The 16406-nt window shown below is 37.8% G+C and carries 15 protein-coding genes; 7 read left to right on the plus strand and 8 right to left on the minus strand.

Annotated features, from left to right (window positions below):
- The first annotated feature begins 121 nt into the window (after positions 1–121).
- Positions 122–1237: a hypothetical protein gene (locus H6731_10855; protein ID USN50738.1), complete on the plus strand. Its 1116-nt coding sequence runs from the start codon at positions 122–124 to the stop codon at positions 1235–1237.
- 149 nt (positions 1238–1386) lie between these two features.
- On the opposite strand, the gene lspA is transcribed toward H6731_10855, so the two are convergent.
- The gene (gene lspA / locus H6731_10860) at positions 1387–1881 is read right to left on the minus strand and encodes a signal peptidase II (GenBank protein ID USN50739.1); all 495 of its coding nucleotides are present in this window, start codon (positions 1879–1881) and stop codon (positions 1387–1389) included.
- A 114-nt stretch (positions 1882–1995) separates the two neighbouring features.
- Positions 1996–3813: an AAA family ATPase gene (locus H6731_10865; GenBank protein USN50740.1), complete on the minus strand. Its 1818-nt coding sequence runs from the start codon at positions 3811–3813 to the stop codon at positions 1996–1998.
- Positions 3814–3881: 68 nt separating this feature from the next.
- Between H6731_10865 and H6731_10870 the strand changes: the two genes are divergently transcribed.
- The 4 genes from H6731_10870 to H6731_10885 all read left to right on the plus strand — a co-directional run bounded on the left by H6731_10870 (position 3882) and on the right by H6731_10885 (position 7247).
- Positions 3882–4556 carry a hypothetical protein gene (locus tag H6731_10870; GenBank protein USN50741.1) on the plus strand — a complete coding sequence of 225 codons (675 nt, stop codon included), beginning with the start codon at positions 3882–3884 and terminating at the stop codon, positions 4554–4556.
- The gene (locus H6731_10875) at positions 4531–5313 is read left to right on the plus strand and encodes a hypothetical protein (protein USN50742.1); all 783 of its coding nucleotides are present in this window, start codon (positions 4531–4533) and stop codon (positions 5311–5313) included. Before H6731_10870 ends, H6731_10875 begins: the two co-directional genes overlap by 26 nt.
- A 290-nt stretch (positions 5314–5603) precedes the next feature.
- Positions 5604–6032 carry a hypothetical protein gene (locus H6731_10880; GenBank protein ID USN50743.1) on the plus strand — a complete coding sequence of 143 codons (429 nt, stop codon included), beginning with the start codon at positions 5604–5606 and terminating at the stop codon, positions 6030–6032.
- Positions 6033–6221: 189 nt separating this feature from the next.
- Entirely contained in the window at positions 6222–7247 is a 1026-nt protein-coding gene (locus H6731_10885; GenBank protein ID USN50744.1) for a hypothetical protein, read from the plus strand.
- Positions 7248–7309: 62 nt separating this feature from the next.
- Here the strand turns inward: H6731_10885 and H6731_10890 are convergent, their stop codons facing one another.
- Together H6731_10890 and H6731_10895 are read right to left on the minus strand one after the other, a co-directional pair.
- Positions 7310–8854 (minus strand): leucyl aminopeptidase, encoded by a 1545-nt coding sequence (locus tag H6731_10890; protein USN50745.1) that lies wholly within the window; start codon positions 8852–8854, stop codon positions 7310–7312.
- 108 nt (positions 8855–8962) lie between these two features.
- Positions 8963–9265, minus strand: coding sequence for a hypothetical protein (locus H6731_10895; GenBank protein ID USN50746.1), 303 nt, complete (start codon positions 9263–9265; stop codon positions 8963–8965).
- 480 nt (positions 9266–9745) lie between these two features.
- Between H6731_10895 and H6731_10900 the strand changes: the two genes are divergently transcribed.
- Positions 9746–10981: an amino acid permease gene (locus H6731_10900; GenBank protein ID USN50747.1), complete on the plus strand. Its 1236-nt coding sequence runs from the start codon at positions 9746–9748 to the stop codon at positions 10979–10981.
- Positions 10982–11033: 52 nt separating this feature from the next.
- Here the strand turns inward: H6731_10900 and H6731_10905 are convergent, their stop codons facing one another.
- From H6731_10905 to H6731_10920, 4 genes are all read right to left on the minus strand, one after another.
- A complete protein-coding gene (locus tag H6731_10905) occupies positions 11034–12695 on the minus strand; it encodes a hypothetical protein (protein ID USN50748.1) in 1662 nt (553 codons plus the stop codon).
- Between the two features lie 163 nt (positions 12696–12858).
- Positions 12859–14262, minus strand: a complete 1404-nt coding sequence (locus H6731_10910) for a M13 family metallopeptidase (GenBank protein ID USN50749.1) — start codon at positions 14260–14262, stop codon at positions 12859–12861.
- 175 nt (positions 14263–14437) lie between these two features.
- A complete protein-coding gene (locus tag H6731_10915) occupies positions 14438–15253 on the minus strand; it encodes an IS5 family transposase (protein ID USN50750.1) in 816 nt (271 codons plus the stop codon).
- A gap of 1 nt (position 15254) precedes the next feature.
- Positions 15255–15809 (minus strand): hypothetical protein, encoded by a 555-nt coding sequence (locus H6731_10920; GenBank protein USN50751.1) that lies wholly within the window; start codon positions 15807–15809, stop codon positions 15255–15257.
- Between the two features lie 167 nt (positions 15810–15976).
- On the opposite strand from H6731_10920, the gene H6731_10925 reads away from it, so the two are divergent.
- Complete coding sequence (locus tag H6731_10925) at positions 15977–16339, plus strand: DUF2177 family protein (GenBank protein USN51985.1); 363 nt, start codon at positions 15977–15979, stop codon at positions 16337–16339.
- The last annotated feature ends 67 nt before the right edge of the window (positions 16340–16406 follow it).

The raw sequence follows: 16406 nt of genomic DNA on the forward strand, positions 1-16406 counted from the left end.
TGCATGTATAAATATAGAAATAAAATAGGAGCAGAATTTGTTTCTTTGGAAAAAATATTTTCTAGGAGACATGTAAGTGAAGCTCTATTTTTACTTGGTGGTATTTTGTTTGAATTTTTGTGTGTATGCAGGTGATCAGGTTCCAATTGCTAGTGGTTCGATTTTTACTGTATTTATTGATGATAACAATGAAATTAATTTTAGCGGAACGAGCTATCATGAAAACAATTCAATAATTAAAGAGATTAATTCTTTACCATTAAAAAATATTAAAAAAATTTATTCTTGTAGCTGTTTTATAGTTTTTTTGGGTGATGATGGTCGTGTTTTTGTTTGTGGCGATAAAAAAATTTTTAATGACAGTTTAGTTAGTAATAAAATATGTGCTAGTAATGAGATTAATTTTTCAGCAACTATTACAAGTGTTTCGGTGGGAAATTCTCATGCTCTATTTTTAGATGAAAATGGTGAAGTTTTTGTTTGTGGTTCCAATAAATATTTACAATTAGGTTTAAATGATTTTTTTGAGACTAATGCGCTGATAAAACTAGACTATCTTTCTGGAATTAGTGATATTTGTGCTGGGCATCTTAATAGTTTTTTTGTTGATTTTAATGGCGTAGTTTATTCTTGTGGGTTCAATAGCCATGGTCAGTTAGGTGCGAATAAATTTAGTTATAATAAAAGCGCCTGTCCTATAGAAAATCTAACAAATATTAAAAAAATCTCTGCAGGAGTTTACCATACTATCTTTTTAGATGCATCTGGCAAAGTTTTTACATGCGGTTGGAATAATCATAAACAATTAGGTTTAAAAAATTGTTTAGAAACAAGTCGTCCTATAGAAATAGATGCTATTCCTGATATAAGGTTTGTTTTTGCAGCTTATTGTGGAAGTTTTTTTATAGATGTTAATGCTGATGTATGGGCATGTGGTGATAGCTCTTATGGACAATTGGGGTTGGGTAATAATAAATCTAAAAATGAGATTGCAAAAATAAGACACACATCGGATATTGAATTCATTTTTGCCGCTCCTTATCATAGTATATTTGTAGATAGCAATGGAGATATTTTTGGTTGCGGTGACAATATAAATTTCCAACTTGGGCGAGATTATTCAAAAACCTCAATTCCACAGATTATTTTTCCTAATAAAAAGTGTTTGAAACCAGTGCAGAATTCTGGAGAAAACAATATGAAAAATGCTCGTAGTTGTTTTATTCAAAGGCAGTAACTAAATCAAAGTTTAGGAGGTAAGCCACTCATTAAGTTACTCAACACAAAAGACCAATTCCACAATAAAACTGGTCTCTTGCAGAAGCATTATTTAGCTGCGAAAAGAGGTTATTATGAACGCTCAACGAAAGGTGCTAGGCAAATGATTTAATTGTTTTTTGGCTGTTTAAATCCTAAAAAGAAGAGTCCAAAAGCGCCTATCATGATAACAAAATCAGCAATATTAAAAATGCCAGTTCTAAGAGAACCTATACCGACATTCAAAAAGTCAGTAACTTCGCCCTGAAAAAATATTCTATCAATGAGATTGCCAATACCACCGCCAATAATCAGAGCTCCACATAAAACTTGTAGGCGCGTGATGCTTGATTTAAGGGCAACATAAATAATTCCAGCCCCCAAAAAAAGCACAGGGAAAATAATAAACAGAATAAATTTAAGGCTAGAGTTATAATTGGCCCCTGCTCCTAAAAATGCCCCGGTATTCTTTATGTGGTGCAGACGTAGCGTATCGAACAGAAATGAATAGCTTTTATTCTCTAAACTGTGTTCAGCTATGCGTTTGGTGATCTGATCACATCCTACTGAGGCTGACACCACCATGCTCAACATTAAAAGACGTTCGTATGTTTTTTTGAGCATTTTGACTCCTGCTCTCATTGACCGAGCGAAACTAGCATTCATTGCGGGGAATGGCAATCATTGAGAAAAACATTGCCCTTAGAGACTGTTTTGAAATAGTTTGCGAATGATTTTTTATGGCCTCGTTTCAATGGAGTGTTTTTGTAGAGTTTGGATAATTTGAGATGAATCACGTCTTAATTTTTCACTCGCCATAAAAGTGTGAGTATCTGGAGAGAATATCTTGGCATCGTAGTTTTTATCAATCTGACTTGCACCTTTGCCCCAATCACTATAACGGCTCAGTTCTCCATAACGCCGCATCCAATTTTTTCGTTTAAGTTGATAGCTTTTCCAGTCCCATGATGGCAAAGTGCTTTGCCATACAAAAACATCCACATGTCGTTGTTCAGGTAAAAGCTTGGCATGAGAACGGTAGCGTACAGCGCGGCCCATGACCTGTTCGAGTGTTGCTGGGGTAAGTACTGGCTCTAAAATATGGAGTTGACGAGTTTTAAATAGATTTACGCCTTCGCTGAAAGTAAACAAGATAATGGATTTCTTATCGGTGTTGTATTGATTAATTTTTTGTTCCTGAATCGCATCCGATTCTTTTGGGTCAATCAACACTGCATCTTTGCATAAATCATGCGAACAAAGAAAATCATAAAACTTTTTTATGCCATTAAAATCATAGTTGGAAAAAATCCCAATCTTTCCTGGGCTTTGTTTGATTTCACTGAGTATGTGATTAAATTTTGGGGGAGTATCGCTAGCGTTTGGAAGACTAAAATTGCCGATCTCCCTCCCATTTCCCTGAACGAGTTTTAAATTTTTGTTGATACGAGAATTATTGATAGCAACATATTCAGTATCGATGTGCTCTTGATTTTCTTGGAGTATTTTTATGATTTCATGGGGGCGTAGGTCTTCTTCAATGTAACGCAGAAAAAAATCCATTTGAGCTGTAGAATAGGGAACTTGTCGATACTGTACAGTGCGTGAGGGAAAATCTTCGCTTGAGGGATTTTCAAAACGAAAAAATGACACATATTTTTCAATGTATGGCGTTAGCTTGGCGTAGTCACCTTCGCGTAATTGATAGTGAGTGAGAGGAGCTATGGTCGTGTTGGTTAGGGGAATTATCGAAGCTCCTAAAGCTGCACCTGGAATAATGGCTAGGGGAGTGGCAAAGAGAGCAAAGCTTAAAAAAGAAAAAAACACCGGCAACGTTAGATAAAAAATATTGCTTTCAAAAAGCTTGCCACGCCAGAAACTTCGTGAAGGAATTTTTTTAGAATAGTTTGTGCGAAATTCTTCGCGATTAAAGGGAAGAAGATCTTCTTGAGATACTAAGTTAAGCAGCAGGGCTATATCAGACACGTCCTGGTAAATAGGTGTACCTGTCAGTCCTAGAACCCTGCTTGCCTGACGAGTTTGTAGTAAAAGTTTTGCATATTTTTGATTTTCGTTTTCGTTATCCGTATTTAAGTGGCGAATCAAATTGTGCACTTCATCTATAATAAGTATTTTTTTATCAAAAATATTTGTATTTGTTTGTTTTATAGCATCTTCAAAACTTATAAAGTTATATCGTTTTTTATTGGCAACGTTAAAAAAATCTATTTGTTGATGCCAATTATTTTTTAAGTATGGAGGACCTAGAATTATTACCTGATCTTGTTGATGTTGCTCTGCATATCCAAGTGCTAAAAAAGTTTTACCTGTGCCCATGTAATGATTTATCAGTAATCCTTTGATGTGAGGATTGTTATTGAGATAGTCAACCACAAATTGTTGGTGAGGCAGTAAAGCAATGGCTCCATCAGTGGCGGACGATAAAAATGAATGTTGTTGGGATGTGATATTTTTATGGGAAGCGCTACATGAAAACAGTAAGCTAATCAGCAGTGAAAATAGGCAGAATAAACTTGGAAAATGATAACAATACATGTTATTGCCTTTGTTTTTTAAAACATGATAATTATATTTTATAATATTCTCCAGTTTAGGAGTATGTAGTGATAAATAAATCTGTGAAAAAAATATTTTTAGGGGTAATTTTTTTATTTTCTATGTGTTCCTTTACTGAGAGCGAAAATCCATTTGATGAAGAGAAAATAAGTCTTGGGTTTTCGGCTTTATCTTTGCCTAAAATTTACACCAATGAAAAAGATGTTTTTGCCCATAAAGAGGATTTTACCTGGGGAACAAGTTTCGTTTTGGATGTTCCCATTTATCGTTATCTGCACTCGGGTTTTATGGTGCGTTACTTTTTGAGTCCTCATGTTGGTGATATTGGCGGTATTGTTGATTTAAGTGGAATTTTAAAACCAATGATTGGTTTTTCCACAGGCTTAGGGCATTTATCTTTTTATATACTTGCAAGCTGCGGTTTAAGTGTCACTTTCATGCCTATAATCGATAAGAAGTTTGCCATAAGTCAAGAAGAGCTTGAAAGTCAAAGCCCAATAAGAAAGCATGTGAATGTTTTTGGGGGTCTTGTAAATGCAAGTGCTCAGCTTGGAGTAGAGTATTATCCCTTTAAGCAGTTTGGTTTATTTGCTGAGGGCGGATTTGCATATTGGTATTTTTTGCACCAAATTGATGAAAAACTTTTTCAACCTACTTTTGAGATGTTTAGTTATCATTTAACAGGAGTTATTGCTCATGCGGGTATTAAATTTATTTTTTAAGCACTCGGGTATTTTATTGTTTTTATTAGCTATGGCAAGTGCTTGTGGGCTGTTGCAAACGTCAAACGATAATGAACAGGAAAAAGATTCAAAATCTAACGAAGACCAACCTGTTCATGTAAACTCTCCACAATTTTCTGGGCGCACTATTCCTAAAACGGCCCAAGAGCTTAATAAAGTTTGTTCAGAAGTCGTTAAAGAATATGAGAGCAAAGATATCAGAAAGGTCAAACTTGAGCCAAAAGATATTGCTCCAAATGAAATTGAGCTAAGATTTTTGGCTATTCATAATAGTGTTCGAAGCCGCTACGGGCTTAAAAATTTGGTGTGGGATAAAAATATCGCTTCCTATGCTCAGGAGTGGGCAAATTTTTTGCGCGATAATTATAACTGCAAATCACAGCACCGAACTTGGCTTAATCGAAGAGATGGCAAAAAGTACGGAGAGAATCTTGCATACATAGAGTTTAAACCAAGCTTTGCTCACGGTTATTTTGCCGGGTCACCTGAGTGGGCTACCTTAGGGTGGAGCGATGAATGTAAAGATTATACCTACGCAAATAATCAATGTGCGCCAGGTGAGAAATGTGGTCATTTTACTCAAGTTGTATGGAAAGATACGCAAAAACTTGGATGTGGTGTAGCCGTGTGTAGAGATGCGCTGGAGCAAAAGGAAATTTGGGTGTGTAACTATGACCCGTCAGGAAATATTACGATGATAACTAATGGAGCTGAGAACAAGCTTAGGCCATTTTAGACCAAAAATAATAAATCATTTTTCTAGGTGCGGACACTTTTAAAGCTCATTATTAGCTTGAGCCAAATGGGTTGTGTCAAGAAAATGTTGAAAGGCTTCTTAATAAATTTTTTCACTAAGTCCTCGCGTGTGCTGCGGAATCGTTCAAAAATTTATTAAGAAGCCTTTCAACATTTTGTTTACATCACCAAAAAATTTTATAAACCATTAAAAAATTTCATTCCCTTTTTCATCTGTTTCAAGTTGGTTTAGATGGATGCAGTTCATTGATTAAACATAAGGAGTAATCTATGCATTACTTGTTTACTGTAACATTGGTAGTTTTTATTTTTTCAGGAGTAAGCTTTTCAGCAGATTTAGGCGAAGGACAAAAAACAAGTTTAAAAAAATTTTTAGAAGAATTAGATGAGCTCGAAAAAAAAGACCTGGAGAAGCATAAAAACCGCCAAGAATATTATTCAAGATCCGTGACAGAACTTATCGAAGCTATAAAAACTGGGAGGGTATCTTATAAAGATAAAGTTTTAGTCCTAGGAGAAGGGGAAGGGGAAAGTGTTACATACAGAGGTTTAGGTATTCGTGGTGCTAGCCGTGTTGATGGGCTTAGAAGCCCGATAAGTATTAATTTTTACGACAAGACTCTGAACAAAATTGTGAAATGGATGTTTCATGACGATGAAACTATCATGAGGGCCTGCGAGCAGCCGCAGGAAAATTAAACAGCTTTGATTGAAAAAGCCTCACCCGATTATGGATGTTTGTTGAAAATAATCCAAGGAATCACTGTGTAGCTCTTTCTATGCTGACTATGCATATTACATATGTGGAGCGCCACATATGTATTAAATCAATAAAAAATGGAGGTTTTCCCATATTGCAGCAAAAAAATAATATGTAAGTGTGACCTTATGAAATTATATATTGTTTTATTGGTGTTAGCGCTTTCATCCTGCTCAAAAACTAATCATTTCAGTGAATTACAAGGTAATAGGTGCAACTCTGTTGGAGAGCAGATTTTGCCCGAATCAAGCGGAGCTCATCAGAATTTTCAAAATATTGCACCGGGTTTGTATGTTGGCAAAGCTAAAAATAAAAATGGTGAGTTATTGCATCTTGCCTACGAAAAGATCGACGAATCCAATAAAGATTTTTGGTGTTTTTATCACAGAAAATCTACTCTGCTTGCTCGCTATTTTAGAGCTATGGCTGAGGCGTTTCATTCAGGCAGGAAGTCTCCGTTTGTTTACGGAGGAAGAGAACAGCAGGTCGTGGCTACATTATTAGGCTACGACCAAGCACACTATGATAGCGTTATAAATTATTTAGAAAGTAGCGATAAGGTTAATCTATTAAAATATAGAGTAAGCTATTTTGAATCTCTTTTTACCGATGTCAAAGGTGGGCTCGACGGGTTTTCATTTGTGCCTTTGCTTGGAAAATTTAGTAGAGATGTGAAAGAGCACTATGTAGTTTATGCTTCAAACAAAGTAATAAAACAAAAAAATCTCAATGAAAAGTATTTTGAAAATAAGAGTTTTTCGGAAAATTTTGGCCACATTTTAATGAGTGTTGGTGTTTATATTTATCAAAGTGCTCCGGTAGTTACTCATTACGGCATCCAAAGAAATATTGAACATTTTTTAACTCCGATCATGCCTTACCCTGGAATTTCTCTTATACTTCATGGTTTTTCGGCAGCTGTATCTAAGCAGATTTATGAAGATAAAAAGTACATGTCGACCAATACCGTTGGAAAGATGGGGGAGATATTAAAAAGCAAATTGGATGCTAGGCAAATATTTGTAGATGAATTTCCCAGCGAGCTACAAGATCTCATAAACCAGGAAAAATGGCGTCTTGCTGCAATGGGCAATGAAAAAATAACTGTAAGTCTAGAGGAACTTAAAAAACTCTACATTCCATTTATTGATTAAATTTTGAAAACAGCATGCCGCATCATTGCTTTGGTAAATTCTGCGGCATGTAAATTTATAGATTAATTTTGCCCCATGATGTAGTCGACCAGTGTTCGGACGGCAAAGCCTGCACCGCCAACCGGAATATAGGATTGAGCTTTTTTGGTGCTTGCTGGTCCAGCGATATCAAGATGGGCCCAGTCTGTTCCTGGTTTGATAAATTCTTCTAAAAATAAAGCTGCAGTGATTGAGCCGCCCCAACGTTCTCCAACGTTTTTCATGTCAGCAAGTGGAGATTTGAGCATATCCTTGAGCTCGGGTAAGAGAGGAAGGCGCCAAAAAGATTCTCCAACTGTTTTTCCTGATTGCCTGAGAGCATCACCTAGAGCATCGTTATTAGAAAAAAGACCAGCGGTGTATGGCCCGAGTGCTATCATGCAGGCACCGGTTAAGGTTGCCACATCAATTATTGTATCTGGTTTATCGCGCTCTTGAGCATAATCTAGGCAGTCAGCCAAAACTAAACGACCCTCGGCATCGGTATTACCAATTTCTATAGTGATACCATTTCGCGATTTGATGATATCGCCTGGATGATATGCATGAGGTCCAACACCATTTTCAACGCAACCCATGTAGCCTACCACTTCTACATCCGGTTGGAGTTTGGCGATTGCGCGCATAGTGCCAAAAACAGCTGCCGCTCCTGACATATCTGTTTTCATATCGAGCATACCGTCCGCAGGTTTAATATCCAGGCCACCAGAATCAAAGGTAACCCCTTTACCTACCAGCACAATTACTCTTTTGCTGTTCTTTTTAGGCTTGTAGTGAAGCCTAATCAGCCGAGGTGGGCTGGCAGGTTCAGCTGCACTTCCCACCGCAAGCATGAGATGCATTTTTTCTTTCTTAAGTTTCTTTTCATCGAGAACAGAAACATCAAGATCGCATGATTGAGCAACTTCGATAGCATGCTTGGCAAAGGCTTGTGGATTTAATTCCATGGGTCCTTCGTTGATTAAGTCACGAGCATAGCAGACGCTACTGGCAATATTTTCCGCGCGCTTCAGAGCAAGTTTTTGATCTGGAGTGGGTTTTTCAAGAAGGTGAATTACAACTTCCTTAACATGATTTTCTTTCACACTTTTGGTGTGATAGCGGTCAAAAGAATAGGAAGCTAAAATAAATCCCTCAGTAATTGCTTGAACAACATCGAACAGAGGAATTGTGGTTTTAGGCGGAATACAAAGGCTGATTTTTTTTGCACGTTTTTTTTGGGCAATTTTGAATGTTTCACCGCCAAAACGACGAAATAGATCGACACTTTGTAAATGATGATCTCCTAGGCCCATTAATGCGATTATTTTTGGTTTGGATATTCCCAAAGAAGAGGTCACAAAAGTTTGGTTTTCTTCAGCACAAAATCCCTCGTCAGTAGCGCTTTTTATCAAATGATTATTTAATTGTTTATCCAGTTCATTAACTGAATCTGAAGATTCAAATTGACATGTTGCTTTTTCTTTTGCATTTGATTTCTTTTTTTCGGCTTTGCTTTTAAAAAGCCCGAAAGCAAGTAAATCGTTTTCTGCATCACTCGTTATCATTGACGATAGGGTAAATTTCATAAATTACTCCTTGACCTTTTGCATGATCGATCGCTTTTTAGCTACGCTTTATCTTCGGGTCTTATTTCAACAAAAGGAAAGGCCGTCAATGTTAGAGTGGATAAGAAATTATTTGGCACTGCTTTCAATAAATTTGCATTCATCAAAAAGTTGTTCAAGCGTCATAATTTCGCCATAGAGGGTTGGGATTCTCTTTTTCTCCACGAGTGTACTTAAACCATTGGTGTTTATGGAATGAGCTAAGTCATCACAGTCAATTCCCATGTACTTTTTTTTGTAATCCTTCACTAATTTATTTTCCTCACTCTTATAAAGTTTTGTTTCGTCATAACCGATTTTTTCAAAGATTTTTTCTAGATCAATCTTTGCTGAAGACTTAGGAGATTTTTCGTGATCTTTTGCTGGTGGCATATTATCGATATTAATTTTTGTTGAATTTGAATTTTTATTTTTAATGGGGGATGTGTCTTTTGGATTGTTTGGGGAGGATAGTGGGCTGTTTTTGAGTTGAGACTCTCCGATAGGGTCACTGCATCCAAATAATAAAACAACTACAAAGAAAAAACTTTATATAGTAAATGCATGATATTGACCTTTTTTAGTTTTAATTTAATTTTAATTTAACTGAACTTATAGATTAAATTCGAAAAAATGGAGTGCTTAAAATAGTTTCTGCTGAGATATGCTATGGTGCTTGGTTGATTTTTTGAGATTATTTCGCGATAAAGACAGCGCGTTTGGCATAAAGAATCGAATAGTTTTTGTTTATTTTGGCTAATATATTATTGCTATGCTCATGCAAGCTACGTCTTGCTTTTGCAAATAGGGCGTAAAACGAATCGATTCATGAGGCTAGATGTTTAATCTGTTTTTCATTTAAGGAAATTGCTTGTGATGTTGAGTGAGCGCAATTCGAGAATTTTTGGTGGTACTATGCTGATAGCCGGTACCAGTATCGGCGCGGCTGTTTTGGCTATGCCCATTATGACGGGGCTCTTTGGATTTTATGGGACCACGCTCATTATGCTTGGTTGTTGGCTTTTCATGTATTGGATGGCAACACTAATTCTTGAAGCAAGTTTGTATTTTAAAGAGGATGTAAGTTTTATCACCATGGCGAACAAGACTCTTGGAAAGACAGGAGCTTTGCTGACATGGATGTTTTTTTTACTGCTGTTTTATTCTCTTTTGGCTGCCTATCTAAGCGGAAGTGGGCGAATTATTATTGATGCTTTGGGGGGCTTGCTGCGGGTAAAATTTCCCTCTTATTTTAATATTTTTCCTTTGCTGATAGTTTTTTCTCCTTTTATTTATTTTGGCTTGTCAATTGTTGATCATATTAATCGTTTTTTAATGGTCGCAATGTTTATTACCTATGCATCCATAACAATTTATTTGTTGCCTGATGTGAGCCTAAGTAATTTATCCTTTAGTGACTGGTCTTTTTCTCTTTTGTCTTTTTCTGTGGTTATCACTAGTTTTGGCTATCATGTAATTATTCCAACTATGGTGACTTATTTAGATAGAGACATAAAAAGTATCAAGAAGTGCCTGTTTTATGGAAGCCTTATTCCTTTGTTGTTCTATCTGCTGTGGGAGGTAAGCATACTCGGAGTGCTTCCTGTTTTAGGAAGTAATGGTATAGCCCAAGCATTTAAACTGGATATGCCGCTTGTGAAGTTACTGAGAATTCATACTGGTCATGAAATTATTGCAACTTTAGCCAGAGGTTTTTCTATTTTTGCCATAGTTACATCATTTTTAGGAGTGGCCCAGGGCTTATTTGATTTTTTAAAAGATGGCATCAAGGCTGGTAGGAGTCACAAAAAACGTATTTTTGCCTTTGTATTAACTTTCACTCCACCAGTACTGTTCATTATCATGTTTGAGTCAGGTTTTATCGCATTGCTAGAATATGCAGGGGCATTGGTTTCTATTATTCTTGGAATCATTCCTATCCTAATTATTATGCGTCTACGTAAGCAAAAAAATTACAACCCAGATTTTAGGGCGAAAGGAAACACTTTTAGTTTGCTTTTGGGGGTAGCCTTTTTCGCGTTTATTGTTTTGCTGGTAATTTTAAAAAATCTTCATGTTATAAATTTTAACGTGGATGCGTTACTGTAAAAAAAAACTCAATCATATTTTGATTGAGTTTTTTATTTATTTAGACGTTTTTTTAATAGCCAGTATCGATTGAAGTCAATTCTGCCATTTCACCTAAATTATCGCCCATATCATCAGTGGTATTAATGCCAAGTTGGCCAGAATTATTTTCCCCCCAACAAGTAAGGTCCCCATCATCAAGAACAGCACAGGCAGTACTTCCCCCTGCAGCTATAGAAAGCGCTTTCCGACCTCTTAAATTTATTGGAGTTAGAAGTGAAAGCTCATTTGGCTCGTCACCAATAATAGAATTAGAATCTTGCCCTAATTGCCCGCTTCGGTTATCGCCCCAGCACTTGACTTCGCCATTTTCAAAAAGTGCGCAGTTGAAATAATCTCCAGCAGCAATAGCTGTTGCCTTGTTCGTACTAAAATTTATTGCATTTAGTTCTTGCATTTCTCCTGCTTCATCGCCGATAGCGAGCACGTGTCCCTGACCCAGTTGCCCATAGCTATTATTTCCCCAGCACTTGATGCTTCCATCATCGAGCAAGGCACATGTGTGTTCTGCTCCAGCAGTAATAGCATGCACCTCATGCTCTGAATTAACCTCTATTGGCTCAATATCTGCAACTTCAAAAGGATTATCACCAAGATTATATGAGTGGTTTTGTCCAAGTTGGCCGCTTGAATTAAGTCCCCAACACTTAACTTCATAATCGCTCGTAAGCGCACAACTATGATGACCGCCAAGGGCGAGAGCAATTGTTTTGGCTTTTAGTGGAAGGGCGCGTAACTGAGATCCCATTTCTTCTAGGGTATCGCCGATATTTTTTTCGTTACCTAGGCCAAGTTGTCCAAAATTATTGAGGCCCCAACATTTTACCGTACCATTTTCTAATAGAGCGCATTGGTGTCCCGCACCGGAATCTATATCAATTATCTTTTGTTCTTTACCAAGTTTCACAGCGCCAAAATTGTTAAGTTCGGCTAAAGAACTTTGAAATTTTGCAGTGCTGCCCTGACCCAGCTGTCCAGCTGAATTGCTGCCAAAACATTGCACCTCATTTTTATTGTTAATAATGCAGGTGGAAGAGCTTTTTTTGTTGCCGCCTGCTGCAACGAACTCAACCGAAAGTCCCTCGCCAATATTTATAGGTTTTAGCGAAGAAACTGCCGTGCCAAGACCGCTGCCAGCTTCATCAATATTTTCTTGTCCAAGTTGCCCAAAATTATTGAGGCCCCAACATTTAAGCTGTTTGCTTGGTGTATCGATCAGGCAAACATGAGCATAGCCAATATCCATAAGTTTCCGAGAGCTTTTTACTACATGAGCTTCACTTATGCATTCTGCGCTGCATCCATCTCCATTATTTAGGTTATGATCATCGCATTCCTCAGTTTTTATATCGCGGAAGCCATCGCCACAGACAGGTACCTTTGGAGGAACAACTGGAAGAGATTCATCTTTGGAATTTGTGTTTTCATCGCTTGCTACTGCATGTTCTGGATCTAAAGAAGCAGGTGGAGGCACCCGTGGTTTTTTATCTTTACTCTTTTCTTTCTTTCGTTCTTTACTACCGCGTCCCTCCAGTGCTTTGTTGTTTTCAGGTTGTAAAAGCGTATCAGATGCTTCATCGAGGTTGGCTTGAGGCTCATTTGAACATGAGGCTAAAGTGAGCATGCCGATCAAGATAGCAATCCAATAGTGGGTGTATTTTTGCCTGTGCATCATGGTAAATATCTCGCGTATATTTTATTTAGGTTTTTTATAAAAATATCACGAAATATTTAGCGAATTAAATTTATGTTTTTATGCGTTTTGTCTGGTTTTAATTTTGGAGCATAAAAAGCGCCTAAAAAAAGTTCTGTTATAAATTTTTAGGCGCAAAATTGTATTACCAAATTTCTACACGTTCGAGAGGAGAAATGTAGAGATCGTCTTCAGCTTGCACATTAAAAGCATCATACCAAGCTTGAACATTGCGAAGAGAAGCAAAAGCTCTCACCTGGCCTGGTGAGTGTGGATCGACGGTGAGCAAATATTGCATGTACTCAGTTGTTATCAAGGTACGCCACACTTGCGCAAAGCCAAGAAAGAATCGCTGTTCAGCGCTAAAACCGTCAAGTAATTTACTCGCAGCAAGGTGTGGCGATAATTTATAGGCTTCGAAAGCAAGAATAACACCGCCTAAGTCGGCAATATTTTCTCCCATGGTTAGTTCAGGATCGATGTGTGTTTTAGGAAGTTGAGAGAGTTTGAGCGCTTTGTATTGCTCTCCAAGCATTTTTGCTCGTTGAATAAAATTTTGATCATCATCAGGGGTCCACCAATCATTAAGCCTGCCGTTTTCATCTGATTTACGTCCTTGATCATCAAACCCATGAGTAATTTCATGGCCAATAACTGCGCCGATGCTTCCGTAGTTAACCGCTGCATCAGCGTGTACATTGAAAAAAGGTGGTTGAAGAATTGCTGCTGGAAAAACAATTTGATTTTGTTTTGGTGAATAGTAGGCATTTACCGTTTGAGGACTCATATGCCATTCATTGCGATCGACTGGCTGAGCCAACTTGTTAATCAGCAGATTCCACTCAAAAACCCCGCTGTTGACAATATTAGTTATGAGATCTTCGCTCATGTTTAATGAGGAATAATCAGTCCATTTGGAAGGGAAGCCAATTTGCACATCTATGCCCTCTAATTTTTTTAGTGCTCGTAGTTTGGTTGCTTCGCTCATCCATTCAAGGTTGGTGAGGCGATTGCGCATAGCTTGTTTTAAATTAGTTACCAACTCATCCATTTTTATTTTTGCATCTTCATTAAAATAAAGAGCAACATACTCTTGGCCAATAATATCTCCTAAGAGCTGGTTACACAGATCAACCCCAGCTTTTTGACGTGAGCGTTGTTCTGGTTGACCTTGCAAATAGTGGGAAAAGAATTGCCAGTGCTTATCTTTAAAGCGCTTGGATAGATAGGGCGATGATTGGTTTATAATATGAAAAGCTTGCCAAACTTTAAGAGTATCAAGCGATGTTTCAGAAAAAACTTTAGCCATCTCTAAAATAGCCGTATTTTGTCTTAGTACTACTTTTTCAAGATTGAAAAGCTTCGCTTCTTGAAAATACAGCTGCCATGGAAATTGTGGGGCAGCCAAGGCGAGTTCTTCAAGTGAGTAGAGATTATAAATTTTATCCTGCTCACGGCTTTCGGCTCCTGACCAGTGGGCGTGAGCTATTTTAGTTTCTAGCTCGATGATTGCTGAAGCACTATCAGTTGGTGCTTGCCAATCAATCATGTGGAGCAGGTCGGCTACATAACTCTGATAGCGTAGTTTTTGCTCACCATATTTTTCTTGGAGATAGTAATCGCGATTGGGAAGTCCAAGCCCTGACTGATAGAGATAGACTGCATATTGCTGTGGATCTTTTGCATCCTCAAATATGCTTAGAGGCTGTAAAAAAAATCAAATCTCAGGTGGTAAGCCAATTTTCCAATCGTCTGATACATAATCTTGCATTAGCGATGTAGTTCATTGATTCCTGATGCTTTGTATTCTTCTCATAGTTACGCACCAGACGCCTATTTCGATTCAGCCAAGCAAAAGTTCGTTCTACGGCCCAACGAAATATTTGTGGTACAAACCCCTTTTGCCCTTTTAAACGTTCCGCAGTTTCTGTGCTTACGCCTACTCTCAAGCCTGAAGACAAATTCTTATATGCGTTATCTCCAAGAATCTTCGCTAATCTGGGAAACTTCTCGCGCTTATTGAGCTCAGTAACCAATTCCTCGCCGGCAACCCTATCAGATACATTTGCTGCGGTACAAATGCATAGGAGCATCAATCCCATCGTATCAACAACGATGTGGCGCTTTCTTCCATTAATCTTCTTTCCCCCATCCAAACCACGCTCATCTACTCCTGGTTCCGCTGTCTGTGATTGGGAGTCGATGGAAACAAGTGAGGGGCTTGCATCTCTGCCAGCACAGGTTCTGACTATTGCCACGAGAATGCAGTTTAAGACCGCCCACAAACCAGAAACAGACCAGGTGCGAAAATAGTGATAGACAATACCGTGAGGAGGAAAGTCATTGGGTAAACAACGCCACACACAGCCGTTCTTTAAAACATAGAATATGGCATCAACTATGCTCCGAAAGCTATAGACACGACGTCTGCCTCGTTTGGCGTTAGCAGGAAAAAGTGGCTCAATCACTTCCCAGGCACAATCTGACAAACAGGTCTCATACAAGCACGACATGATATTTCCTTTCAAAAAGGTTTTCACGTCATACTTTCGTCACAGCGACATTTATTGAACCAGAATTGCCAAATTGATTTTTTTTACAGCCTCTTAGGTTAAAAAAAGTTTTACCAAAATCTGCCATCGAACGAGCCATCGTGGCGACAAGATTTTCTTTACTTTGTATTTGTTTGAGCTCTTCTAGATAAGCCCTAATGGGGAGGATATCAAGTTCTTCAAGTTTTTCCTCATTTAAATAGCTTTGATAAAGAGACACTACTTTTAATTTTTCAGGGTCCAGAGGGGTCTTTGGATCGGTCCAAGCTTCAACAATATCTTTGACTCGCATATCAGAAATCCGATCGACAATATTAAATGAGCCAAATCTTGTTTCATCGGACGGTATTTGAGTATTTTGGTTCCACTTACCATTGACATAGCCATAAAAATCATCACCGGGGTGTATATCTGTATCCATACCTGCGGTATCGATACCCCACTCTCCATAGCTGGGATATGAATTTTCCATGTGGTTTACAATTCCATCAGAGTTATGGGAAAAACAAGTTGCACAAAATAATATAAAGAGCACAAATTTCACGAAGAGCTTCTCCTGAGTAAAGTTTGCGATTGCTATAGTTAGACTAGGAGGAATTTATTCCATTAAGTGTGCAGCATAGAGGTGCGGCATTTATAGTTAGAAATAAACAGTCAGAGGGGGATCGGGTGTTGCATTTTACTTTTTATTTTTTTGTTTCGTTCCTAACCATGCTCATTTTTGACGCCATATGGCTTGGATTAGCCGTCAATAGACTTTATAAGCCTTTGATTGGGCATCTTATGGCTGATGGATTTAAAATCATTCCTGCTGCAGTTTTCTATGTTTTGTATAACTTTGGCATTGTTTATTTGTGTGTTCTTCCTAATCTCAAATCCGAAGCTGGGCTTAGTAAAACGTTGATATGCGGAATCGTTCTTGGCGCTGTGGCTTACGGAACTTATGATCTCACTAACAATGCTACCCTTAAAGATTGGCCCTATATTGTGAGCATTATCGATATTATTTGGGGGGCTTTATTGACAGGAATTACATCTCTAGTTTGTTTTTATCTAAGCAAAATTTTGAGTTAAAAACATCTTTGGGTAATAAAAAATGTCTATCCAATCGCCGCGCAGTACTCCGCCTATAATCGCATAG

Source organism: Myxococcales bacterium, from assembly GCA_023898405.1.
Lineage (GTDB): Bacteria > Myxococcota > UBA727 > UBA727 > JABDBI01.